This is a genomic window from Micromonospora sp. NPDC005220 (genome assembly GCF_040607895.1).
Classification (GTDB): domain Bacteria; phylum Actinomycetota; class Actinomycetes; order Mycobacteriales; family Micromonosporaceae; genus Micromonospora.
The window spans coordinates 1-21924 of record NZ_JBEXHP010000094.1; the positions used below are offsets into that span (position 1 = coordinate 1).

The 21924-nt window shown below is 71.6% G+C and carries 24 protein-coding genes and 1 pseudogene; 19 read left to right on the forward strand and 6 right to left on the reverse strand.

Features of this window, described 5'->3' with window-relative positions; genetic code table 11:
* Positions 1 to 550, reverse strand: a pseudogene (locus ABZU52_RS25510) (hypothetical protein); the annotation flags it as partial.
* Entirely contained in the window at positions 547 to 966 is a 420-nt protein-coding gene (locus tag ABZU52_RS25515; RefSeq protein ID WP_354973502.1) for a YbaB/EbfC family nucleoid-associated protein, read from the reverse strand. The pseudogene ABZU52_RS25510 and the gene ABZU52_RS25515, both read right to left, overlap by 4 nt.
* Before the next feature lie 92 nt (positions 967 to 1058).
* Here ABZU52_RS25515 and ABZU52_RS25520 point away from each other — a divergent pair, with 92 nt between their 5' ends.
* From ABZU52_RS25520 to ABZU52_RS25530, 3 genes are read left to right on the forward strand one after another with little or no spacing between them, the layout of a single operon-like run.
* On the forward strand, positions 1059 to 1391 hold the full coding sequence (locus ABZU52_RS25520) for a hypothetical protein (RefSeq protein WP_354973503.1): 333 nt from the start codon (positions 1059 to 1061) through the stop codon (positions 1389 to 1391).
* Positions 1388 to 2449 (forward strand): WXG100 family type VII secretion target, encoded by a 1062-nt coding sequence (locus ABZU52_RS25525; RefSeq protein WP_354973504.1) that lies wholly within the window; start codon positions 1388 to 1390, stop codon positions 2447 to 2449. The genes ABZU52_RS25520 and ABZU52_RS25525 overlap by 4 nt, the downstream gene beginning before the upstream one ends.
* Before the next feature lie 11 nt (positions 2450 to 2460).
* Entirely contained in the window at positions 2461 to 3369 is a 909-nt protein-coding gene (locus ABZU52_RS25530) for a hypothetical protein (protein ID WP_354973505.1), read from the forward strand.
* 36 nt (positions 3370 to 3405) lie between these two features.
* On the opposite strand, the gene ABZU52_RS25535 is transcribed toward ABZU52_RS25530, so the two are convergent.
* Positions 3406 to 4377, reverse strand: a complete 972-nt coding sequence (locus tag ABZU52_RS25535) for an aldo/keto reductase (protein WP_354973506.1) — start codon at positions 4375 to 4377, stop codon at positions 3406 to 3408.
* 186 nt (positions 4378 to 4563) lie between these two features.
* On the opposite strand from ABZU52_RS25535, the gene ABZU52_RS25540 reads away from it, so the two are divergent.
* The 6 genes from ABZU52_RS25540 to mshC all read left to right on the forward strand — a co-directional run bounded on the left by ABZU52_RS25540 (position 4564) and on the right by mshC (position 10140).
* Positions 4564 to 5616, forward strand: a complete 1053-nt coding sequence (locus ABZU52_RS25540) for an LLM class F420-dependent oxidoreductase (protein ID WP_354973507.1) — start codon at positions 4564 to 4566, stop codon at positions 5614 to 5616.
* The gene (locus ABZU52_RS25545; RefSeq protein ID WP_354973508.1) at positions 5613 to 6449 is read left to right on the forward strand and encodes an undecaprenyl-diphosphate phosphatase; all 837 of its coding nucleotides are present in this window, start codon (positions 5613 to 5615) and stop codon (positions 6447 to 6449) included. The genes ABZU52_RS25540 and ABZU52_RS25545 overlap by 4 nt, the downstream gene beginning before the upstream one ends.
* Positions 6450 to 6567: 118 nt before the next feature.
* Positions 6568 to 7281, forward strand: coding sequence for a histidine phosphatase family protein (locus ABZU52_RS25550; RefSeq protein ID WP_354973509.1), 714 nt, complete (start codon positions 6568 to 6570; stop codon positions 7279 to 7281).
* A 157-nt stretch (positions 7282 to 7438) separates the two neighbouring features.
* Entirely contained in the window at positions 7439 to 8020 is a 582-nt protein-coding gene (locus tag ABZU52_RS25555; RefSeq protein ID WP_238685851.1) for a DUF3090 domain-containing protein, read from the forward strand.
* Positions 8017 to 8835, forward strand: a complete 819-nt coding sequence (locus ABZU52_RS25560) for an SCO1664 family protein (protein ID WP_354973510.1) — start codon at positions 8017 to 8019, stop codon at positions 8833 to 8835. Before ABZU52_RS25555 ends, ABZU52_RS25560 begins: the two co-directional genes overlap by 4 nt.
* Before the next feature lie 66 nt (positions 8836 to 8901).
* On the forward strand, positions 8902 to 10140 hold the full coding sequence (mshC, locus tag ABZU52_RS25565) for a cysteine--1-D-myo-inosityl 2-amino-2-deoxy-alpha-D-glucopyranoside ligase (protein ID WP_354973511.1): 1239 nt from the start codon (positions 8902 to 8904) through the stop codon (positions 10138 to 10140).
* Between the two features lie 71 nt (positions 10141 to 10211).
* Here the strand turns inward: mshC and ABZU52_RS25570 are convergent, their stop codons facing one another.
* The 3 genes from ABZU52_RS25570 to ABZU52_RS25580 all read right to left on the reverse strand — a co-directional run bounded on the left by ABZU52_RS25570 (position 10212) and on the right by ABZU52_RS25580 (position 13394).
* Positions 10212 to 11417: an acetylhydrolase gene (locus ABZU52_RS25570; RefSeq protein ID WP_354973512.1), complete on the reverse strand. Its 1206-nt coding sequence runs from the start codon at positions 11415 to 11417 to the stop codon at positions 10212 to 10214.
* A 192-nt stretch (positions 11418 to 11609) separates the two neighbouring features.
* Positions 11610 to 12401, reverse strand: a complete 792-nt coding sequence (locus tag ABZU52_RS25575) for a GntR family transcriptional regulator (RefSeq protein ID WP_354973513.1) — start codon at positions 12399 to 12401, stop codon at positions 11610 to 11612.
* A 123-nt stretch (positions 12402 to 12524) separates the two neighbouring features.
* The gene (locus ABZU52_RS25580) at positions 12525 to 13394 is read right to left on the reverse strand and encodes a PAC2 family protein (protein ID WP_278139358.1); all 870 of its coding nucleotides are present in this window, start codon (positions 13392 to 13394) and stop codon (positions 12525 to 12527) included.
* Positions 13395 to 13655: 261 nt separating this feature from the next.
* On the opposite strand from ABZU52_RS25580, the gene metH reads away from it, so the two are divergent.
* The 10 genes from metH to ABZU52_RS25630 all read left to right on the forward strand — a co-directional run bounded on the left by metH (position 13656) and on the right by ABZU52_RS25630 (position 21615).
* Positions 13656 to 17171, forward strand: a complete 3516-nt coding sequence (gene metH / locus ABZU52_RS25585; protein WP_354973514.1) for a methionine synthase — start codon at positions 13656 to 13658, stop codon at positions 17169 to 17171.
* A gap of 37 nt (positions 17172 to 17208) precedes the next feature.
* Positions 17209 to 17385, forward strand: a complete 177-nt coding sequence (locus ABZU52_RS25590; protein ID WP_354973515.1) for a hypothetical protein — start codon at positions 17209 to 17211, stop codon at positions 17383 to 17385.
* A 509-nt stretch (positions 17386 to 17894) separates the two neighbouring features.
* Positions 17895 to 19091, forward strand: coding sequence for a helix-turn-helix transcriptional regulator (locus ABZU52_RS25595; protein ID WP_354973516.1), 1197 nt, complete (start codon positions 17895 to 17897; stop codon positions 19089 to 19091).
* 152 nt (positions 19092 to 19243) lie between these two features.
* A complete protein-coding gene (locus ABZU52_RS25600; RefSeq protein ID WP_354973517.1) occupies positions 19244 to 19393 on the forward strand; it encodes a hypothetical protein in 150 nt (49 codons plus the stop codon).
* Positions 19390 to 19656: a hypothetical protein gene (locus tag ABZU52_RS25605; RefSeq protein WP_354973518.1), complete on the forward strand. Its 267-nt coding sequence runs from the start codon at positions 19390 to 19392 to the stop codon at positions 19654 to 19656. Before ABZU52_RS25600 ends, ABZU52_RS25605 begins: the two co-directional genes overlap by 4 nt.
* 172 nt (positions 19657 to 19828) lie before the next feature.
* Positions 19829 to 20047, forward strand: a complete 219-nt coding sequence (locus ABZU52_RS25610) for a flavin reductase (protein ID WP_354973519.1) — start codon at positions 19829 to 19831, stop codon at positions 20045 to 20047.
* On the forward strand, positions 20044 to 20217 hold the full coding sequence (locus tag ABZU52_RS25615; protein WP_354973520.1) for a hypothetical protein: 174 nt from the start codon (positions 20044 to 20046) through the stop codon (positions 20215 to 20217). Before ABZU52_RS25610 ends, ABZU52_RS25615 begins: the two co-directional genes overlap by 4 nt.
* A gap of 60 nt (positions 20218 to 20277) precedes the next feature.
* Positions 20278 to 21060 carry an MBL fold metallo-hydrolase gene (locus tag ABZU52_RS25620; RefSeq protein ID WP_354973521.1) on the forward strand — a complete coding sequence of 261 codons (783 nt, stop codon included), beginning with the start codon at positions 20278 to 20280 and terminating at the stop codon, positions 21058 to 21060.
* Between the two features lie 83 nt (positions 21061 to 21143).
* On the forward strand, positions 21144 to 21368 hold the full coding sequence (locus tag ABZU52_RS25625) for a hypothetical protein (protein ID WP_354973522.1): 225 nt from the start codon (positions 21144 to 21146) through the stop codon (positions 21366 to 21368).
* A 34-nt stretch (positions 21369 to 21402) separates the two neighbouring features.
* On the forward strand, positions 21403 to 21615 hold the full coding sequence (locus ABZU52_RS25630; protein WP_354973523.1) for a hypothetical protein: 213 nt from the start codon (positions 21403 to 21405) through the stop codon (positions 21613 to 21615).
* The last annotated feature ends 309 nt before the right edge of the window (positions 21616 to 21924 follow it).

The following is a 21924-nucleotide window of genomic DNA, read 5'->3' on the forward strand; positions in this document are numbered from 1 at the left end:
CCGCCACGACCGCCGGCTCCGCCGCTGCGGGGAGCACCGCCACGACCGCCGGCTCCGCCGCTGCGGGGAGCACCGCCACGACCGCCGGCTCCGCCACGACCGTTGTCACCCCGACCGGTACCGGCCCGGCGGCGGCCGATCGCGTCGCCGGCCCGGGGCCCGCCGCTGCCGGACCAGCCGGAGCAGGAAGCGTCGCCGGGGCGGGGCGCGCGGCCGGCGGCAGCGCCCGGCAGGAGAGCGCGCCGGGCTCGTTTGTCAACAGCTCGGCGGCGGTACGGGTCACCAACACACTGAGCCGCTCCACCTGCTCCGGAGTGCGCGGTGCCTCGTACCACCAGCCCTCGTCGCCGGTCGGGCGGTGCCAGCCGAGCGCGGCCAGGCGTGCCTCGTCGTGGCCGGGGCAGACCACCCGCACCACCTGGCGGCGCACCAGCAGCCGGATCCCGCGCGGACCGGCGGAGAGCTCCAGGTCGGTGTCCCGGTCGCAGCGGGCGACGGTGTCCCGCAGCCGCGCGACGACCTCCGGCCAGGTCGGCGACGACGCGCTCACGCCGGTGCGCCCGGCAGGCGGTCGTCCAGCTTCCCGAGCCGGGCTACGGTCTCCTCCAGCCGGCCCAGCGCCGAGAAGTCGCCAGGCGTGCCGAACAGGTCGCCGAGCCCCGCGCCGAGCGCGACGTCCAACCCCTCGGTGTGCTCGTCGACGTGCGTGCCGGCGACCTCGCGAGCCCGCCGGTACGCGTCGAGCACCAACTCGGCCACCCCCTCCGTGCCGGCGCGCAGGGCGGCGGGCGCGAGGGTGAGGCCGGTCAGCGCGCCGGTGGCGTCGACGGTCGCCGAGACCAGTCCACTCTCGTCGGTCGCGGTGCCAGACAGCTCGGCCAGATCGTCGCGGAGGCCCGCGAACCGGCGCTCGATGTCGGCGATCCGCCCGGCGAGCGCGTCGAACGCCGACGTCGGGTCCGTCATGAGATTCCTCCCCGTGGATCGTGCGACCGGGTGGTGCCCGGCGGCCGGGAGATCGTATCGTCGGTGCGCTCGACTCATGGGGGAGGAACGGCATGCCACCGGATATCGATGTCGACGTGCAGGCGGTCCGTCGACTGGAGACGGCCGCCAAGCAGGTCGCCAGCTCGCTCGCCGCGCTGGAGGGGCAGATCGTCTCGGCCGGCGACGTGCCGTCGGACGCCTTCGGCCATCTGCCGTTCGCCAGCGACATGCTCCGTGACAAGTACGCCGAGCAGGTCACCGGCGGTAAGGAGCTGTTCGCCGCCGCGGATGCCGCGTTCGGCCGGGTCGCCACGGCGCTGGCCGACACGGTCGAGGCGTACGAGCACAACGAGCGGGACCTCGACGCCGGGTTCAAGGCCATCCAGGCGGGGCTGCCCGGATGAGCGGCCCGGCCGGCAGCGCCGTCCAGTTGTGGAACGGCCTCGACAGCGCGCTCTCCGGGGTGCAGGACGCCGTGGACAGTGTCTGCCGGACCCTGGCGTGGCCGCTGATCCAGCTCGTCGACCTGGTCGACGGCGAGCCCGCTGTGCTGCGCGCGAAAGCTGCCGAGTGGGACGCGCTGGCCACCCAGGTGCGCGACCTGGCGCAGGGGCACCGCGGGGCCCGGGAGTCCGCGCAGGCCGGCTGGGCCTCACCCTCCGGGGTGGCGTACGGCCAGCGGTTGGCCGAGGTGGAGCAGCAACTCCTCGACGTCGCCGAGCAGTTCGCCGCGACCGCGGAGTACCTGCGCAGTGTCGCCGACGGCCTGCAGACCGTGCACGACGTGCTCGTGGACCTCTGCGTGGAGTTCGTGAACTTCCTCCTGGTCACGCTGGTGACGGCGTTGCTGATGGCGCCGGTCACCATGGGCGCGTCCTGGGCTGCCGGCGTGGGCGTGGCCGTCACCAGGGGTCTGATCGTGGTCACCCGGATGCTGAAGGTCATCCGGCCGCTCGCGGTGCACCTGCAGAAGGTCATCCGCCTGCTCCAGCGGGTCATGCTCTACCTGCGCAAGCTGCGGGCGCACCTGGACAAGCTGGTCGACATGCAGAAGGCGCTGCGCACCGGCAAGAAGTACGCCGACAAGCGCCGCGCCGCCGGCAAGCTCGACAAGTGGCACCACAAGTTCCTGGACCCCACCAAGGGCACCTACAAGCTGGGCAAGTCCGGTTCCCCGTTCGACATGGGCGCCCTCGAACGGGCCGGCGCGCTGCGCGCGCACGGGGCCGCCGACGGGGCCCGGGTGATCGCCCGGGACTGGGCGACCCACCTGCCGTGGAACGTGCCGAACTCGGTCGTCCACGGTGTCACCTGGGGGACCGTCGCGTTGACCAGCGGGCTCTCCGTTCCCGGCAGCGAACAGGTCAGCGACCAGATCGACCAGGCGGTGCAGGGCGGGGCGGACTGGATCGACCAGAATGTCTTCGGGCAGCCGCCGGCCGGCCAGCCGGCGGGCCGCTAGGGAGGCGACGGGTGATGTCAGGGGAGCGGGGTCGGCTGGGTCGGTTCACCGACGCGGTGCTCGGCGGCGCGCGGGCCGCCCGGGACAAGGCCCGCGAGCTGCGGGACGAATTCCGTACCAGCGACGAGCCGGAGCGCGCCCTGGTGGCGCCGCTGCTGACCGGGCAGGAGCTGCGCTACGTGGGGCTCGGGCCGGTGCGCATGTCGCAGACGCACCGGGCCGGTCGGCAGCTCGCCGACGAGGTCGGCGCCGAGCTGGCCGAGGCGATGGATCCGAAGGTGCTGTTCGGGCTGCTGAACATCGTCAACCCGGTGGTCTGGGTCGACGCCGTACTGACGCCGGTGCGGCTGGCCGCGGGGGTGCTGCTGCTGCCCGGTCAGGCCGGCGCTCTCGCCGCCGGTGTGCCGGAGCTGGCCGCGCCGGAGCCGGGCCTGCCGCACCAACCCGCCCAGCGGGAGCCGATCCCGCTCACCGAGGAGCAGGAGGCGTTCCGGGCGCTGTTCCGGCTCAGCCAGTACCGTCCGCTGGCCGACCAGCTCGCCGAGATCGCCTACCGCCGCCGGTACGTCTTCAGCGGCGACCTCGCCACCCTCGCCGGCAGCCTGCTGCTGTTCCTGGAGCGCTACAGCGGCACCCCGCTGGCGGTGACCGACACGCACCTGCACCTGCTGCGGATGGGCCCCCGCCCGGACGCCGACCGGCCCGACCGGCGTCAACCGCGGGTGCTGTGGAGTGTGCGCCGCGACCGGGTGGCCCGGGTCGACTCCGAGCGGGGCGCGAGCGGGCTCGTGCAGCTCGCCTCCACCATCGTCTTCGACGACGGCTCGTGGATCAGGCTCACCCAGCCCGCGCTCCGCGACGACCAGTCGCGCTTCCTGACCGCGATCCAGGACCTCCCCGGACAGCGCCCGACACCGTGACCCGGCCGCCGGGTCGGCCACGATTCGGCGGCCGGGTCAGCCGTCGCGTTCGGGGTAGCCGACCGGCACCCCGGAGACGTCGTCCAGCGCGGTGGTGATCTCCTCGGGCAGGGTGATCCGTTCCACCTGGAGGGCACCGAGCAGCTGCCCCACCGTGCGGGCGCCCAGGATCGGCGCGGTCACGCCGGGCCGGTCCCGGATCCACGCCAATGCCACCTCCAGCGGCGACACCCCCAGCCCACCGGCCGCGGTCGCCACCGCCTCCACGATGCTGGAGCAGCGCGGCTCCAGGTAGGTGGCGACGAACCGCTCGAAGTGCGGCGACGCGGCCCGGGAGTCGCCCGGGCGGCCGTGCCGGTACTTGCCGGTGAGCACGCCCCGGCCCAGCGGCGACCAGGGCAGCACGCCGAGGCCGAGCGCGTCGCACGCGGGCAGCACCTCCCGCTCCACACCCCGCTCCAGCAGTGAGTACTCCACCTGGGACGCCACCACGGGCGCCCGCCCCGGCCAGGCGGCCTGCCAGGCGGCGGCGCGCGCGGTCTGCCAGCCGGAGAAGTTCGACACCCCCACGTAGCGGACCTTGCCGCTGGCCACCGCGTGGTCCAGGGCGGCCAGGGTCTCTTCGAGGGGGGTGTCCGGGTCGTACCCGTGCACCTGGAACAGGTCGACGTGGTCGGTGCCGAGCCGGCGCAGCGACGCGTCCAGCGTGCGCAGCAGGTGACCCCGCGAGCCGTCCCGGCGTCGGCCGCTGCCGGGGCGCAACCCGGCCTTGGTGGCGATCAGCAGCTCCTCGCGGGGGACGAGGGAGCCGAGCAGCGAGCCGATCACCGACTCGGCGTCACCGTCGCCGTACACGTCGGCGGTGTCGATCAGGTTGCCGCCCGCGTCCAGGTAACTCTTCAGCTGGGCGGCCGCATCGTCGGCGTCGGTGTCCCGGCCCCAGGTCATGGTGCCGAGCGCGAGCCGGGAAACCGCCAGCCCGCTTCGGCCGAGCGGTCGCTGTTGCATGGGTGAACCTTATTTCGAACCTGCCGCCACGGATATCCTCGCTCCCGTATCTCTGCCGGTTCTGCCGGTTCCGCCGTCCGGGCCTGCCCCGATGGAGGGGGGATCAACGGTGTCGAGCCGGTGATCGAGCCTGTTATCGGCATTGCGTAACCTGGTGCGACCTGTGCCACGGATGGGGGAGGACCAGTGCGACTCGGGCTCAGTCTCGGATATCAGACGGCGTGGAGCACACCTGCCGATCACCTGGCGTTGGCCCAGGAGGCGGACCGGCTGGGCTACTCGGTGGTGTGGGCGGCGGAGGCGTACGGCTCCGACTCGCCCAGCATGCTGGCCTGGATGGCCGGGCAGACCGAACGGATCGACGTCGGCGCCGCGGTGATGCAGATCCCCGCCCGTACGCCGGCGGCCACCGCGATGACCGCCGCCACGATCGACGCGCTCTCCGGCGGCCGGTTCCGGCTCGGCCTGGGCGTTTCCGGCCCGCAGGTGTCGGAGGGCTGGCACGGCGTGCGGTTCGCCAAGCCGCTGGCCCGGACCCGCGAGTTCGTCGACATCGTCAAGCTGGCCATCGCCCGCAAGGAGGTGGCGTACGACGGCGAGCACTACACGCTGCCGCTGCCGGACGGCCCGGGCAAGGCCCTGCGTCTGGGCTTCCACCCGCCCCGCGAGCACATTCCGATCTACCTGGCCGCGGTCGGCCCGAAGAACCTGGAGCTGGCCGGCGAGATCGCCGACGGCTGGCTGGCCGTCTTCTACGCCCCGGAGTTCGCCGAGGAGCAGCTCGACTCGGTGCGCGCCGGGCGGGCCAAGGTCGGCAAGGAGCTGGCCGGCTTCGACGTGGTGCCGTCGGTGCCCGTGGTGATCGGCGACGACGTGGCCTCCTGCGCCGAACTCGTCCGCTGGTACGCCGCGCTCTACGTGGGCGGGATGGGCAGCCGCCAGCAGAACTTCTACAACCAGTTGGCCACCCGGATGGGCTACGGCGACGCCGCCCGCGAGGTGCAGGACCTGTACCTGGCCAAGCGGCAGCGCGACGCCGCCGCCGCGGTGCCCATGGAGTTCATCGACCGCACCTCGTTGCTCGGCCCGAAGGAGCGCATCGCCGAGCGGATGCGGGAGTACGCCGCGGCCGGCGTCACCACGCTGTCGGTGACCCTGTTCGTGGCCGACCGGGACAGCGGTGTGCAGACCCTGCGCACCGTCGCCGAGGCGCTGGACCTCTCGGGAGTCGGCGAGTGACCTGGGTCGAGGCCATCGTCCTGGGCATCGTCCAGGGGCTGACCGAGTTCCTGCCGGTCAGCTCGTCGGGGCATCTGCGGATCACCTCGGCGATCTTCTTCGACCGTGACGCTGGCGCGTCGTTCACCGCGGTCACCCAGCTCGGCACCGAAGCGGCCGTGCTGATCTACTTCGCGAAGGACATCTGGCGGATCACCCGGACCTGGCTGGTGGGCATCCGGGACAGCTCGGTGCGCTCCAGCCTCGACTACCGGATGGGCTGGTACGTGATCGTCGGCTCGATCCCGATCGGGCTCTTCGGTTTCGTGTTCAAGGACCAGATCAAGACCGCCGGGCGCAACCTGTGGGTGGTGGCGACCACGCTGATCGTGTTCGCGTTCGTGCTGGCGTTCGCGGAGTACTGGGGGCGGCAGACCCGCACCCTGGAAAACTTCCGGATGAAGGACGGCATCGTGATGGGCTTCGCCCAGGCGATGGCGCTGGTTCCCGGGGTGTCCCGGTCCGGCGGCACGCTCACCGCCGGCCTGCTGCTCAACCTGACCCGGGAGGCGGCGGCACGGTACTCGTTCCTGCTGGCCATCCCGGCGGTGGTGATGTCCGGCGTGTTCAGCCTCGGGGACGTCTTCGAACCGTCCGCCCCCGGCACGTCCGTACCCTCCGTGGCCCAGACGATCGTGGCCACCGCCATCGCCTTCGGCGTCGGCTACGCGGCCATCGCCTGGTTGTTGCGCTACGTGGCGCACCACACCCTGTACGTCTTCGTGCTGTACCGGGTCGCGCTGGGCACCCTGGTCCTGGCTCTGCTGCTGACCGGGACGATCAGCGCCACCTGACCGATCCGTCGACGGCCCCCGGCTGCGCCTGCGGGCGGAGCCGGGGGCCGCTGTCGTCATCCCCGGCGGTGGCGCCTCCGGAGCCCGCGACGGCCCCACCGGGAGCCCAGGTCATAGGGTGGTCAACGTGGCGACCCTCCTGCTTCTGCGACACGGCCGAACCACGGCGAACGCCGACGGCGGTCTGGCCGGCCGGCAACCGGTCGAGCTGGACGACACCGGACGCGCGCAGGCCAGCGCGGTCGGCGAACGGCTGCGAGCGGTGCCGCTGGCCGCCGTGGTGACCAGCCCGCTGATCCGCTGCCGGCAGACCCTGGAGTTGGCGCTCCCGCAGGCCACCCCGGTCGTCGAGGACGGCCTGATCGAGTGCGACTACGGCAGCTGGGAGGGCCAGCCGCTGAAGAAGCTCGCCAAGGAACCGCTCTGGCCGGTCGTCCAGCAGCACCCCAGCGCCGCCGTCTTCCCCGGCGGGGAGGCGATGGCGGCGATGGCGGCGCGTGCCGTGGCGGCGGTGCGCTCCTGGGACGCCCGGGTGAGCGCCGAACACGGACCCGAGGCGGTCTGGCTGGCGTGTAGCCACGGCGACGTGATCAAGGCCATCGTGGCGGACGCGCTCGGCGTACACCTGGATGCCTTTCAGCGGATCGTGGCCGACCCGGCGTCGGTGACGGCGATCCGGTTCACGCCCCTGCGTCCTTTTCTGGTGCGACTCAACGACACCGGCGGTGACCTGGCGGCGCTGGTGCCGCCGCCGGCCAAGCGGCGGCGGCGCGCGAACCGGGCGGCCGACTCGGACGCGGCCGTCGGCGGCGGGGCGGGTGCGGCGCGGTGAGGCGCGTCACGACACCGCACGCGACCAGGGCGTCGGCGGACGTTACGCGGGCCGCCACGCCCGGTTATCGCCCCTGGTACGCCGGGCGCGCCGCCGATGCGGCGATTCGCGTCGGTGGGGTGCGCGATGCCGAGGCGGGCCGGATAGGGTCGTGGGTATGACCCACCAGGTGCACGCCTTCGAACCGCCAGAGCGGTTCGTCGCCGGGACTGTCGGGCCGCCGGGGGAGCGCACGTTCTTCCTGCAGGCCCGCGGCGGCGGCAGGCTGGTCAGCGTCGCGCTGGAGAAGGTCCAGGTGTCCCTGCTCGCCGAGAAGCTGGAGGAGCTGCTCACCGAGGCGCAGCGTCGCTTCGGGGTGGACCTCCCCGAGCTGGCGCCGGTGATCGGCGACAACGAGCCGCTGGACACTCCGGTCGACGAGGAGTTCCGGGTCGGGACCCTCGGGCTGGCCTTCGACGTGGACACCGCGACCGTGGTGATCGAAGCGATCGCGGCGGGCGAGGTGGAGCCCGAGGTCGAGCTCGGCGACGAGGACGACGACGAAGACGACGACGAGGACGACGAGCCGGACGAGGACCTCGATCGCCTGCGGGTCCGGCTCACCCCGCAGGCGACCCGCCAGTTCATCGAGCGGGCCCGGCGAGTGGTCAACGCGGGCCGGCCACCGTGCCCGCTCTGCGGCCAGCCGTTGGATCCCGCCGGGCACCTGTGCCCGCGGCACAACGGTTACCACCGGTGACCTTGTCCGGCCTTCAGCCCCTGCGCGACGGTGACGCCGCGCTTCGCCTGTTGCGCGACGGCACGCTCGACCTGGAGGGTCGGCTGGTCGACGCGTCGAACACCACGCTGCGGGGCATCCTGACCCTCGACGGCGTCACCGCCCGCTGTGTGTACAAGCCGGTCCGTGGCGAGCGCCCGCTGTGGGACTTCCCGGACGGCACCCTGGCCGGCCGGGAGGTGTCCGCGTACCTGGTCTCCCACGCGACCGGGTGGGGCCTGGTGCCGCCGACCGTGTTGCGGGACGGCCCGTTCGGCCCCGGCTCCTGCCAGCTGTGGATCGACGAGCCGGAGGACGCCGAACCGCTCGTCGGCTTCCTGCCCGCCGGGGAGTTGCCGCCGCGCTGGATCCCGATCGCCGCGGCACGGGACGACGACGGCGCCGCGTACGCCCTCGCCCACGCCGACGACCCACGGCTGGCCCGACTCGCGGTGCTCGACGCGGTGCTCAACAACGCCGACCGCAAGGGCGGCCACGTGCTCGTCGGTGCCGACGACCGGATCTACGGCGTGGACCACGGGGTGAGCTTCCACGTGGAGGACAAGCTGCGGACGGTGCTCTGGGGTTGGGCCGGCAAGCAGCTGCCCCCGGACGCCGTGGAGATGCTCGACGCGCTGGCCGGGCAGGTCGCCGGGGCGCTCGGCGCGGAGCTGGCCGACCACCTGACGATCAGCGAGGTGGCCGAGGTGGCCGCCCGGGTCGACCGGCTGCGCCAGACCGGCCGCTTCCCGCAGCCACCGGAGGACTGGCCGGCGATGCCCTGGCCACCCATGTGAGCCGCTGTCATCTTGATCACCCGTGGGGTGCTCCGGCGTCGTCGCCGGGCTGGCTAGGCTGATCCCATGGAGTCTTGGGCGGGACACGAGGTGCCACGGCTGCCGGGCAGGGGCGAGCCACTGGCGTTGTACGACTCGGCGCGGCAGGGTGTCCACCCGAGTGAGCCGGCCGACGCGGGGAGCATGTACGTCTGCGGCATCACCCCGTACGACGCCACCCACCTCGGCCACGCCGCCACCATGATCACGTTCGACCTGGTGCAGCGGATGTGGCGCGACGCCGGCCGCCCGGTCCGCTACGTGCAGAACGTCACCGACATCGACGACCCGCTGCTGGAGCGGGCCGCCCGCGACGGCGAGGACTGGGTGGTCCTCGCGATGCGCGAGACGGCGCTGTTCCGGGAGGACATGGAGGCGCTGCGGATCATCCCGCCGCAGCACTACGTGGGGGCGGTCGAGTCGATCCCGGACATCGCCGACAAGGTCGAGGTGCTGCTCAAGGACGGCGCCGCGTACCGGCTCGACGACGGCACCGGCGACGTCTACTTCGACATCTCCGCCACCGGCCGGTTCGGCTACGAGTCCAACCTGACCCGCGAGCAGATGCTGGAGATCTTCCCGGAGCGCGGCGGCGACCCGGACCGGGCCGGCAAGCGTGACCCGCTCGACCCGCTGCTGTGGCGCGGCGCCCGCGAGGGCGAGCCGTCCTGGCCGGGCGGCGAACTGGGCCCGGGCCGCCCCGGCTGGCACATCGAGTGCGCGGTGATCGCGCTGAACCTGCTCGGCGACCGGATCGACGTGCAGGGCGGCGGCAACGACCTGCTCTTCCCGCACCACGAGGCGTCCGCCGCGCACGCCGAGCGGCTCACCGGCCAGGCGCCGTTCGCCGAGCACTACGTGCACGCCGGGATGATCGGCCTGGACGGCGAGAAGATGTCCAAGTCCCGCGGCAACCTGGTCTTCGTGTCCCGGCTGCGCGCCGACAAGGTCGACCCGATGGCGATCCGGTTGGCGCTGATCTCCGGGCACTACCGCAGCGACCGCACCTGGACCGACGAGCTGCTCACGACCGCGCAGGAGCGGCTGGACCGCTGGCGGCGGGCCGCCGCGGCACCCGCCGGGCCGTCCGGGGCCGAGCTGCTGGCCGAGGTACGCGCACGCCTGGCCGACGACCTGGACACCCCGGGCGCCCTGGCCGTGGCCGACCGCTGGGCCGACGCGACCCTGTCCGGCGCGACGGATGACCCCGAAGCGCCCGCCCTCTTCGCGAACACGGTCGACGCTCTCCTGGGCATCCGCCTCTAGCGCTCGACGCGCACGACCGTCGGGGCTCGGCGGCCGGGGTGCGCCGGGCCCCGAGGTCGTGCGGCACCGCGTTACGGAATGAACGTCACCTCGGGGAAGGATCGGCTCGGGCCGTTCAGCAGGTGACCGCCCCGGTGCCGCAGGTGCAGGTCGAAGAACGCCAGCGGGTACGCCTGCCCGATGCGGAACGCGCGGGCGGGGTCGAGATTACCGACCCAACTGGCGAGTTCCTCGTCGCTCATCCCGATGATCCGTGCCAGTTGCGGTACGAGCCACTGGTTGTCGCCGTACGACGAGTGGACAGCTTCTGCGGCTTGGACGTTGAGCCGCCATCCGCGTAGGTGTGTGTAGAACTCGGCCACGGCGGGCTCTGCGGCCCGGGTGAATTCCGCCGTCATCAGCATGAACGGCCGGTACAGGTCGGTGGTGGGCAGCGGCTGCGACTGCATCGGACCGTCCAGGCTCAGCCCCGCTCGGATCCGCTGGTCGGTGCCCATGGTCAGGGCCGTCGCGGTGCCGCCCTTCGACCAGCCGAACATGCCGATCCGGCTCAGATCGAGGGCGGCGCCCAGGCCGGCCGGCAGCGGCGCGTGCGCGACATCGGGGTTGCCCCCGGCGGCGAGGTGAGCGATCTGGTCGAGGACGAACCGGACGTCGCGGGTGTAGGTCCACGGGGTGGCATGGGCGTCGTCCTCCCGGACGGTGACGCGGCCGTCGGGGAACTCGCTGAACCCGTCGTACGTGTGGTCCACCGTGACGACCACGTACCCGTGACTGGCGAGTTCCTGCACCACGATCGTGGTGTCCGAACGGTGGCTGCCGGCGCCGTGCGAGTACAGCACCACCGGCAGTCGCCGGCCCGGGTTCCGCACCGGTGCGCCCTGGTGCCCGGCCGTCAGTGGCGCCAACGCGGCGTCGGGGTCGAACCCGGCGGAGTCCAGCAGCATGCGTATCGACGCGGCGGTCATCCACGGGGCGCGCGGGTACCGCTGCACGTTGCGGGCGGGATACCAGACGCTGACCATCAGCTCCCGGTACCGTCCCGGGCCGGCCAGCGGCTCCGGCTGCGACCGGTTGACCAGGTGCAACGGCACCACGCCCACCCGGTACGGCCCGGTCGGCTGGGGCAGCGTGAGCCGGACGGGGCCCGGATCGGGCCTGGCCGCAGTGGCGCGGCCGGCAACGCCCATCGGCACGCTGACCCCGGCCGCTACCGCGGCGCCGATAAGGCCACGGCGCGTCAGTCCCTGTCCACGGGCAGGCTTCACGGTTGGCATCGATGTACCTCCTGGTGTGCTCGACGCCGGGACCGAGCCGCCCGACCATCGATATAACCGGAGTATATATACTGAGTGTATAGATGCAATGGGGTGAGCGCGTTGCGGCGTGCGAACTCCCACGGCGAGTGCTGTGCCGCGCGGAACTGATCACCTCGACGTGATGGGCGCAGGTCGCGCCCGGGCTGGGGGTCAGCCCAGGACCAGGCCGGGGTCGGGTTCCGGGTCGGGGGTCGGGCCGGGGATCTTGTACTCCTCGGTGAGCGTGGTCATCGGTCCGGGCCAGGTCGCCTGGGACACTTCGATCGGCTTGCGGTGCGCGTCGTACGCGACGTGCAGCAGGTGCAGCACGGGCGTGTCCGGCCGGATCTGGAGTGTCTCGGCCTCCTCCCGGCTGGGCTGGCGGGCGCTGATCGTGTCGGTGGCCGAGACGTACCGCCGTCCGGTGGCCTCCTCGGCCTCCTGGTAGAGCGGCCGGCCGAACGCCTCGGCGCGCTCCAGGGAGGTGCCGGCGGTGTCCCGGGGCAGGAACCAGGAGGCGCCCACCTCGACGGGCGAGTCGTCGGTGCGGACGAGGTGTCGGCGGCAGAGCAGGTTGGTGCCGTCCGAGACGCCGAAGGCGTCGGCCACCTCGGCGGGGGCGGGGGCCAGCCCGACGGAGACGAGTTGCTGTCGGTACCGGGCGGCCAGGTCGGTGTGGTAGCCGCGGAAGCCACCGTACCGGCCCCGGGACAGGCGGTTGAGTCGGCGGCGGGTGCCCCGGACGTACGTACCGGAGCCGGGTTTGGTGATCAGGATGCCCTCGACCCGCAGCTGGTCGACGGCGCGCTGCACGGTCTGCTTGGCGACGCCGAACATCTCGGCGATGGCGGGGATGGACGGCAGCCGCTCGCCCGGCCCCCAGTCGCCGCGGCGGACCTGGGCCTTGAGCTGCGCGGCGATCTGTCGGTGTGGGAACTCCGCGGCCCCGGGATTGATCTGCACACCCACCTCCTTGATCACATCTAGGTTCCTAGGATGCCTCAGAGGGTGTGACGGCGCCACCCCGGACACACGAAAACGGGCCCCCGAACCACAAAAGGTCCGAAGGCCCGCAGCGAAGCGGTGCTACCAGGAACCGGCGGTGGGGCCGGCCGAACCGCCCCGACGGCGCAGGTACTTCTCGAACTCCTGGGCGATCTCGTCACCGGTCAACGGGGTGATGCCCTCGTCGCCGACCCGTTCCTCCAGCTCGCGGACGTACTCACCCAGCTCGGCGTCCTGCTCGGCGGCGCTGCGCACCCGCTGCTCCCACTCGGCGGACTCCTCGGCCAGGTCGGCCATCGGCACCGGCAGGTCGACGACCTCCTCGACCCGGTGCAGCAGGGCGAGGGTGGCCTTTGGGCAGGGCGGGTTGTTGGCGTAGTGCGGCACGTGCACCCAGAACGAGACGGCGTCCACCTCGGCCCGGGAACAGGCGTCGTGCAGCACGCCGACGATGCCGGTCGGCCCGTCGTACCGGGTGGGGGTGAGCTGGTAGCGCTCGGCGGCCTGGGCGTCGGAGGCGCTGCCGCTGATCGGCAACGGCCGGGTGTACGGCACGTCGGCCAGCAACGCGCCGAGCAGCACCACCCGTTCCACCTCCAGGCTGTGGCAGATCTCCAGCACCTGCTCGCAGAACGTCCGCCAGCGCATGCTCGGCTCGATGCCGCGGATCAGCACCACGTCGCGGTCGGTGCCCTCCGGGCTGGCGACCATGAACCGGGTCGTCGGCCACTCCACCCGCCGGGTCTCCCCGTCGGCCATGGTGATGGTGGGCCGACTGACCTGGAAGTCGTAGAAGTCCTCCGGATCCAGCTCGGCGATCTGCCGGGCGTTCCAGACCTGCTCCAGGTGCTCGACCGCGGCGGTGGACGCGTCGGCGGCGTCATTCCAGCCCTCGAACGCGGCGATCGCCACCGGGGACCGCAGCACCGGCAGTCCGTCGAACTCGGTCACGCCGTCACCTCACCCTGCTCGTCGCGGCTGGCGCCGGGACCGCGCCCGGTCGTCAAACCGTGTGGCACGGCGGCGTCCCTGTTGTCCTTCACGTCTGCCAGCCTACGTGCAGGGCGAGGGTGCGGCCCGTCGGCCGCGCCGGTCGGCCGCTCCGGCAGCAGGTCATACCCGAACGAACCAGACAGGGTGATCCCCGTGACACAATAGGGGATCGCTCGAGGATGGTCGTGGAGTCCGGTCGGACCGCACTAACCTGAACGGGTGCGGACTTCATTGATGGATGTGCTGGCCGAGCGGATTCTCATCGCCGACGGTGCGATGGGCACGATGCTGCAGGCCGCGGACCTCACGCTCGACGACTTCGACGGGCTGGAGGGCTGCAACGAGATCCTCAACGTCACACGCCCGGACGTGGTGCGCGGGGTGCACGACGCCTACCTGGCCGCCGGTGCCGACTGCGTGGAGACCAACACCTTCGGCGCCAACCTCGCCAACCTCGCCGAGTACGACATCCCGCACCGCATCCGCGAGTTGTCCGAGGCGGGCGCCCGGATCGCCCGGGACGCCGCCGACGCGGCCAGCACACCGCAGCGGCCCCGGTTCGTGCTCGGCTCGATCGGGCCGGGCACCAAGCTGCCCACCCTCGGGCACGCCGACTACGCGACGCTGCGCGACGCGTACCAGGAGAACGCCGCGGGTCTGATCGTCGGCGGCGCGGACGCGCTGATCATCGAGACCTGCCAGGACCTGCTCCAGGTCAAGGCGGCCGTGGTCGGGTCGAAGCGGGCGATGGCCGAGCTGGGCCAGTCGGTGCCGATCATCTGTCACGTGGCCGTGGAGACCACCGGCACGATGCTGGTCGGCAGTGAGATCGGTGCGGCCCTCGCCGCGATCGAGCCGCTCGGCGTGGACCTGATCGGGCTCAACTGCTCGACCGGCCCGGCCGAGATGAGCGAACACCTGCGCTACCTGTCGCAGCACTCCCGCATCCCGCTGTCGGTGATGCCGAACGCCGGCCTGCCGGTGCTGACCGCCGACGGGGCGTACTTCCCGCTGACTCCCGTGGAGCTGGCCGAGGCCCTGGAGCGGTTCGTCACCGAGTACGGCGTGGGGCTGGTCGGCGGCTGCTGCGGCACCACCCCGGAGCACATCCGGGTGCTGGCCGAGCGGCTGCACGGCGTCACCGCCCCGGCCCGCGAGCCCCGGCACGAGGCCGGTGTCTCCTCGGTGTACCACCCGGTGCCGTTCGCCCAGGACGCGTCGGTGCTGATGGTGGGGGAGCGGACCAACGCCAACGGCTCGAAGGCGTTCCGGGAGGCGATGCTCGCCGCTGACTGGCGGGCCTGTGTGGAGATCGCCCGCAGTCAGGCGCGCGACGGTTCGCACCTGCTCGACCTCTGCGTCGACTACGTGGGCCGGGACGGCACCCAGGACATGCGGGAGTTGGCCGGCCGGTTCGCCACCGCGTCCACCCTGCCCATCATGTTGGACTCCACCGAGCCGAACGTGGTGGAGGCCGGGTTGGAGATGCTCGGCGGTCGCTGCGTGGTCAACTCGGTGAACTTCGAGGACGGCGACGGCCCCGAATCCCGGTACGCGCGGGTGATGCCGATCGTCCGAGAGCACGGCGCGGCGGTGGTGGCGCTGCTCATCGACGAGGAGGGGCAGGCCCGCACCCAGGAGTGGAAGGTCCGGGTCGCGGCCCGGCTGATCGACGACCTGACCGGCCGGTGGGGCATGGACCGCGCCGACATCCTGATCGACGCGCTGACCTTCCCGATCGCCACCGGTCAGGAGGAGACCCGCCGCGACGGCATCGAGACGATCGAGGCGATCCGGGAGATCGCCGCACGGTACCCGGGTGTCAACTTCACCCTGGGCATCTCGAACATCTCCTTCGGGCTCAACCCGGCCGCCCGGCAGGTGCTCAACTCGGTGTTCCTGCACGAATGTGTGCAGGCCGGCCTGACCTCGGCGATCGTGCACGCCAGCAAGATCCTGCCGATGTCGAAGATCCCCGACGAGCAGCGCGAGGTCGCCCTGGACCTGGTCTACGACCGGCGCCGCGAGGGGTACGACCCGGTGCAGCGTTTCCTGGAGCTGTTCGAGGGCGTCGACGTGACCAGCGCCCGGGCCAGCCGGGCCCAGGAGTTGGCGGCGCTGCCGCTGGACGAGCGGCTCAAGCGGCGCATCATCGACGGTGAGCGCAACGGCCTGGAGGCCGACCTGGACGAGGCGATGGCCGGCGGCCGGTCCCCGTTGTCGATCATCAACGACATCCTGCTGGATGGCATGAAGGTGGTCGGTGAGCTGTTCGGCTCCGGCCAGATGCAGCTCCCGTTCGTGCTCCAGTCCGCCGAGGTGATGAAGACCGCGGTGGCCTACCTGGAGCCGCACATGGAGACCGCGGAGGACGGCGGCAAGGGCCGCATCGTGCTCGCCACCGTGCGCGGCGACGTGCACGACATCGGCAAGAACCTTGTCGACATCATCCTGTCCAACAACGGCTACGAGGTGGTGAACATCGGCATCAAGCAGCCGATCAACGCCATCCTGGACGCCGCCGAGCAGCACCGCGCCGACGCGATCGGCATGTCCGGGCTGCTGGTGAAGAGCACTGTCATCATGAAGGAGAACCTGGCCGAGATGGCCACCCGCGGGGTCGCGGAGCGGTGGCCCGTCCTGCTGGGTGGGGCGGCGCTGACCCGCGCGTACGTCGAGGACGACCTGCGCGCGATGTTCCCCGGGCAGGTGCACTACGCGCGGGACGCGTTCGAGGGATTGTCCCTGATGGACCGGGTGATGACCGCCAAGCGCGGCGGTGCCCCGGTGATCGACCCGGAGCGGGAGGCGGCCCTCGCGGCCCGTCGGGCGCGCCGGGAACGGCAGCGCTCGATGGTCACCACCTCGCTGCCGGAGCTGCACGACTCCTCGGTCCGCTCCGACGTGGCCGCCGACGTGGCGGTGCCCACCCCGCCGTTCTTCGGCACCCGGGTGGTCAAGGGCGTGCCGATGGCCGACTACGCGGCGCTGCTCGACGAGCGGGCCACCTTCTCCGGGCAGTGGGGGCTGCGCGGCGCCCGGGGCGGCAGCGGGCCCTCCTACGAGGAGCTGGTCGAGACCGAGGGCCGGCCGCGTCTGCGGTACTGGCTGGACCGGCTGATCGCCGACCAGGTCCTTGAGGCAGCCGTGGTGTACGGCTACTTCCCCGCGTACTCCGAAGGCAATGACCTGGTGGTGCTCGACGAGAACGGGCACGCGGAGCGCGCCCGGTTCTCCTTCCCCCGGCAGCGGCAGGAGCGGCGGCTCTGCCTGGCGGACTTCTTCAAGCCCCAGGGCGACCAGCTCGATGTGGTCGCGTTGCAACTGGTCACCGTCGGTCAGCCGGTCAGCGAGTACGCGGCGAAGCTGTTCGCCCGCAACGAGTACCGCGACTACCTGGAGGTGCACGGGCTCTCCGTGCAGCTCACCGAGGCGCTCGCCGAATACTGGCACCAGCGCATCCGCGCCGAGATGACCCTGCCCGACGGCCGCCCGCTGGGGCACGACGACCCGGCGGACCTGGCCGGCATCCTGCACAACGACTACCGGGGCTGCCGGTACGCGTTCGGCTACCCGGCCTGCCCCGACCTGGAGGACCGGGCGAAGATCATGGATCTGCTCGGCGCGGACCGGATCGGGGTCGAGCTGTCCGAGGAATTCCAGCTCATGCCGGAGCAGGCGACCGACGCGATCGTGGTCCACCACCCGGAGGCCAACTACTTCAACGCCAAATGAGTCGTCGATCGGGGCCTTGTCAGGACCTACCACGTGCATGCGTGCGCCGAATCGCCGACTCGATGCGAAGGAGCAGGCCACCGAAGACGAGCACTGCACCGAGAACCAGATCCGCGACGCTTGTGGTTGCATCGCGCTGGAAGAGGAGGAAGACGATTCCTCCGGCCGCCGCGAGCCCGCCAACAGGGCCGACTACCACGCCTGCCAGGTCTGAAGGCACCGCTCCGTCTGGTGTCTCCGGTCCGGGCCGGGGAGCTTGAAGACGGTCGGTGTGGTGCTGGGCAGGGCTGATGGGGCGTCGAGCGGCGTCCGGATCGGGCTGGGGTGGGCGTATTTCCCGATCGTGGGCTGGCGAGTCCATTGCGGCAGTGTAGGCGGCTGATCACTACGGCTGGTGCCCTCGCTTGAGCATGCAGTGGGCGCATCGGTCGATGTCGTGCCCCAGGCGGGGCAGGTCTCGCCTTCTGTAGTGGTGTCGACGACGGTCGAGTGGCTCCCGCCGCGACCATCCCGCCCGGGGCCGGGTTGGACCTGCCGGTCGACGGTGAGCGTGCGCCGTCGGAAGGCAGCCAGTGTTTGCCCACCGGCCGCCAGCTCCAAATTCCGCACCTGCGTGTTCGCAACTCGTGTGGCTCATCGCGGTACCGTCGGTGATGGCAGGCCCGCTGGTTGTAGCGGTCGGCGGGCCGCCGCCCAGTCCGCTACCTGGGGAAGGCCATGGCTATGACTGAGCCGTCCACCTTTGGCACCCGCCTACGCGCGCATCGTGAACATGTCGGGAAGACCCGCGCGGTCCTCGGCGGACTCGTCGGCCGCAGCGCCGACTGGGTCAAAGCCCTGGAGACTGGGCGCCTACTCACGCCGCGGCTACCGATGCTACTGCGCTTGGCAGAGGTCCTCGACATCGCCGACCTGGCAGAGCTGACCGGTGACCAAACTCTGCCGGTTGCATCCGTGACCCGCGCCGGGCACCCTGCCGTCGACAGCGTCGCTGCGGCGATGCAACGCGCCACCGTGCCGGCCGGTGATCCGATGCCCGTCGCCGTGCTGCGCGGACTCGTTGACCAGGCGTGGTCGCTGTGGCACCGATCCAGCACCGAACGAACCGCCGTGGCCGCAGTACTACCAGGACTTCTCGACGAGGCCCGACGCTCGTCGCGGCGGCTCGACGGGGCGGATAGGCGGACTGCACTAGCCGAGCTGGCACGTGTTTACCACTTGGCGCAGCTGTACGTCGCCCACCAGCCATACCCGGAGCTTGTGTGGTTGGCGGCCGACCGCGCCATGAGCGCCGCGCAGGATGCGGACGACCCAGACGCGATCGCAGCTGCGGCGTGGTACTACGCGCACGTCTACCGGTCAGCGAACCAGGTCGACGCGGCTGATCTCGTGCTCGTCGACGCTGAGCAGCTCGTCGACAAGGAGGCGGGTGTGGAGCAGTACGCCCGGTGGGCGCAGCTTCAACTGGGTCGCGCGCTTGGCCACGCGAAGGCGGGCCGGGACGGGCAGGCGTGGCGGGCCTGGGACGCCGCTGACGCCGCCGCTGACCGGCTGGGCGCTGACTACGCCCACCCGTGGCTGATGTTCGGCCCGGCGGCCTGCGCCGCGTACGCGGTGACGTTGGAGACGGATCTGTGCCATGCCGGGGAGGCAGTGCGGCGCGCTGACTCGACGAACTACAGCGCGCTGCCGTCACGTACCCGCCGTGCTGGGCACTTGATCGACGCCGCTCGGGCGCACCTGCTGCGTCGTGAGGAAGTCGCCGCTGTGCACCTGCTCGGCCGGGCGTTGCGGGAGAGCGTGGACACCGTCCGGCACAACCCCTACTCACGCACGGCCGCGCTGGAGTTGTCGTCCCGGCCGGGGACGGTGGGCGAGGACGCGCGCGACCTGGCGCTTGCCATCGGCGTGGAGGGGTAGCTGTCCCAGGGGGACAGAGTGTCCCCATTGCGGTTGGTGTGCGTACATAACGTCCTGGTCACTGAACCGGGCGCGGAACGACTGCAGCGCTATCGCGAGGATCTTCGCGCCCCCGGACCGGGGGAGGCGACACCGTGCACATTGTCCTCAGGATGCGGCGGCTGCTGGCGGCCGGTCCGCTAGCGGTCGAACTCGCCGGGCCGCCTATCCAGGCCCGCGAACAGGCAGCCGCCAAGGACCGACTGCTCGCGCAGGCCCGCCGCCGAGCCACCGAGCACCTCTACGACGGGCCGACCCGGTGACCGCCCGGGCGATGCCGGCCCAGGGCACCCGGGTGTCGGTCCGACCCGGCGAGTGGCAGATCCGGCCCGGGCAGCCCGGCCACACCTACCACGACATCCGGGTCGTGTCTGTCCACGACTCTCACGACCCCGCGTATGCCTGGGTGTACGGCCACGGGCTGGAGTGCGCGTGGGAGTCTGCCGACTGCACGGCGCCGTTCTGCTGGGAGCTACTGGTCAGCGTGGACGTCCTGGTCGCGACGGCAGCGGGTGAGCGGTCGTGACCGCCCCGACGTTGGCCCGGCCGGCGACGCAGTCTCGTCGAGCACCGGGCGGTAAACAGCAGCTGCTCGCGCTGCCGCACCGGCGCGCGCTGCAGGGAGTGGGCCGAGTCGTTCGGGCAGCTCGTCGCCCACGAACTACTGCTCCCCAGACAACCAGCGCGTCGGCAGCGAGATGACGACCCACCTCCCGGTCACGCCAGTCTGGGTGTGCGGCGGTTGCGGTGCCGATTGGCCCTGTCAGACCCGTCGGCGCGAGCTGCTGGCCGAGTATCACCGTGCCCCAGTGTCACTCGCCCTGTACCTGGCCGCCCAGTTCGTCAACGCTGCCCATGACCTGGCTCATGTTCCCGCCGGCCACCTGCATTACCGATTCCTCGGCTGGACCCGGTGAGCATCCTGCGGCCTGGCGATGAGAAGTTCCACTACAGCGACGGCTCCCACCGGTGGATCCCGCCGGACCCGGGCTACGACCAGGAGGTCTGGGACGAGCAGGTCCGCCAGCACAAGTACGGCCACCTCAGGAACGAGCGCCCGAAGGTCCGCATCCAACGCCTCGTCTGACGGCCAGCAGTAGAGCAGCGAATTATTCGGCCCCAGCCGGTCAAGTGAGACGCTGCCTGGATGCGACAGGTCACCGTGCTCGGTAGTTGTGGTGCGTTTCCCGAGCCAGGCCGTGCCTGTAGCGGTTTCGCGGTGGACTGGAACGGCTACCGCTTGGTGCTCGGCCTGGGCTACGCCACGCTGCCGCGGTTGCTCACGCACTGGCCGGATGGTGCGGTGGACGCTGTCGTCATCACCCATGAGCACCCGGACCACTGCGTCGACCTGCACGGTCTGTTCAGGATGCGGTTCTACGGTCGGCCTGGGGGACCACGGCTGCCGTTGTACTGCCCGCCCGGCGTGCTCGACCGGCTCAGCGGCCTGGAGCCCGATGTCGACCTGCACACGGTATTCGAGCTGCACCCACTGCCCGGCAGCTACCGGGTCGGTCCGTTCGACCTCACCGGGCTGCCTCTCCCGCACTTCGTGCCCAACGCCGGCATCCGGCTTCAGGCCGACGGGATTGCCCTGGCCTACTCCGGGGACACCGGGCCGACTCCCGCGTTGGCCGAACTGGGACGTGGCGCCGACCTGTTCATCGTGGAGGCGACGGACCGCGACGGCGAGACAAGCCGTCCCACCCGAAACCTGTTGACCTCCACCGAGGCTGGTCGGTGGGCTCGTCGAGCGGGTGCCCGCCGCCTGATGCTCACCCACTTCTGGCCCGGCAACGACCGGGAGGCGGCAGTGGCCGCCGCGCAGGTGGATTTCGGCGGTGCCGTGCTGGCGGCTGAGGAAGAGCTCACCCTGATGCTCGGGACGCCAGACAGCGGATGCGCCTGTCGCCGCGGAGCCAGAGCTTGACAGCACAGCAGGTGAGCGCGCCGCAATTGCCGCCTGGGGGTCAAGGGGTCGCCAGCCCACACGGGCACCGGCACGATGGTGGTGTGCAGACCGAGCCCGTCACAGCAGGCCGGGCGGAGTTGGTGGACGGCCTGGAGGGCTTGCCCGGCAGCTCTGGCGGCTGTCGCCTTGCCCTGACGTTGGCATCTCCCGTTCTTCTTCGTGTCGGCGACGTCTGGTGGGTTGAGGACGAGGTGCTGTACGTCCAGCGTAAAGACGCCCCGGCGGTGGCGCATCGCGGTGGCCTCGAATGGCGTCGGCAGTGGTAGCGCGCGGGGGCCTGGTTCCCGCTACGGTGTCGCCATGTCCCGATTCAGCATGATGGCCCGCGTGGACATCCCTGGCGAGGTGGCCGACGCCGAAGCCTGGATCGCGCGATATCGCGAGTCGCTGACCTCAATCGCGGAGACCGGCTGCGGCTGCTGTGTACGGGCGTGGCAGATCGACGGACCGCAGGAGTTGGTCGACACGATCCCGCTGGTGCTCACCGCCTCGACCGAGTGGGACCGGGACTGATCACCCGCAGGACCGCACGGACGGCTGCCGGCACCGGGTTGCGGCAGAATGCCCGCATGCCCAGCGATCCGAGCGTGGAAGACCTGTACCCCGAGGTGGTGGCCGCGGGCGGTCTTGCCGCCGCCCTCGATGCCGTCGCTGCTCGGCATGGCCTGTCGCTCGGAACGGTTCGAGCCCTGGATGGGTCCTCGCCCCTCACCTCGGCAAGTGTCCTTAGATGATTGAGTCCTAAATTCTGGCTGCTCAATGGTCGTAGGCGATCAGTGATCGTGGGTTCGGTGCCCCGATGGTGGTGTTGTGCCAGATCAC

Coding starts and splice junctions, on each gene's coding strand:
- ABZU52_RS25620 (WP_354973521.1), top strand. CDS start 20,278: ATGCGACAGGTCACCGTGCTCGGTAGTTGTGGTGCGTTTCCCGAGCCA.
- ABZU52_RS25610 (WP_354973519.1), top strand. CDS start 19,829: ATGACGACCCACCTCCCGGTCACGCCAGTCTGGGTGTGCGGCGGTTGC.
- ABZU52_RS25570 (WP_354973512.1), bottom strand. CDS start 11,417: ATGCCAACCGTGAAGCCTGCCCGTGGACAGGGACTGACGCGCCGTGGC.
- ABZU52_RS25555 (WP_238685851.1), top strand. CDS start 7,439: ATGACCCACCAGGTGCACGCCTTCGAACCGCCAGAGCGGTTCGTCGCC.
- ABZU52_RS25600 (WP_354973517.1), top strand. CDS start 19,244: ATGCGGCGGCTGCTGGCGGCCGGTCCGCTAGCGGTCGAACTCGCCGGG.
- mshC (WP_354973511.1), top strand. CDS start 8,902: ATGGAGTCTTGGGCGGGACACGAGGTGCCACGGCTGCCGGGCAGGGGC.
- ABZU52_RS25520 (WP_354973503.1), top strand. CDS start 1,059: ATGCCACCGGATATCGATGTCGACGTGCAGGCGGTCCGTCGACTGGAG.
- ABZU52_RS25525 (WP_354973504.1), top strand. CDS start 1,388: ATGAGCGGCCCGGCCGGCAGCGCCGTCCAGTTGTGGAACGGCCTCGAC.
- ABZU52_RS25595 (WP_354973516.1), top strand. CDS start 17,895: ATGACTGAGCCGTCCACCTTTGGCACCCGCCTACGCGCGCATCGTGAA.
- ABZU52_RS25590 (WP_354973515.1), top strand. CDS start 17,209: ATGCGTGCGCCGAATCGCCGACTCGATGCGAAGGAGCAGGCCACCGAA.
- ABZU52_RS25515 (WP_354973502.1), bottom strand. CDS start 966: ATGACGGACCCGACGTCGGCGTTCGACGCGCTCGCCGGGCGGATCGCC.
- ABZU52_RS25630 (WP_354973523.1), top strand. CDS start 21,403: ATGTCCCGATTCAGCATGATGGCCCGCGTGGACATCCCTGGCGAGGTG.
- ABZU52_RS25535 (WP_354973506.1), bottom strand. CDS start 4,377: ATGCAACAGCGACCGCTCGGCCGAAGCGGGCTGGCGGTTTCCCGGCTC.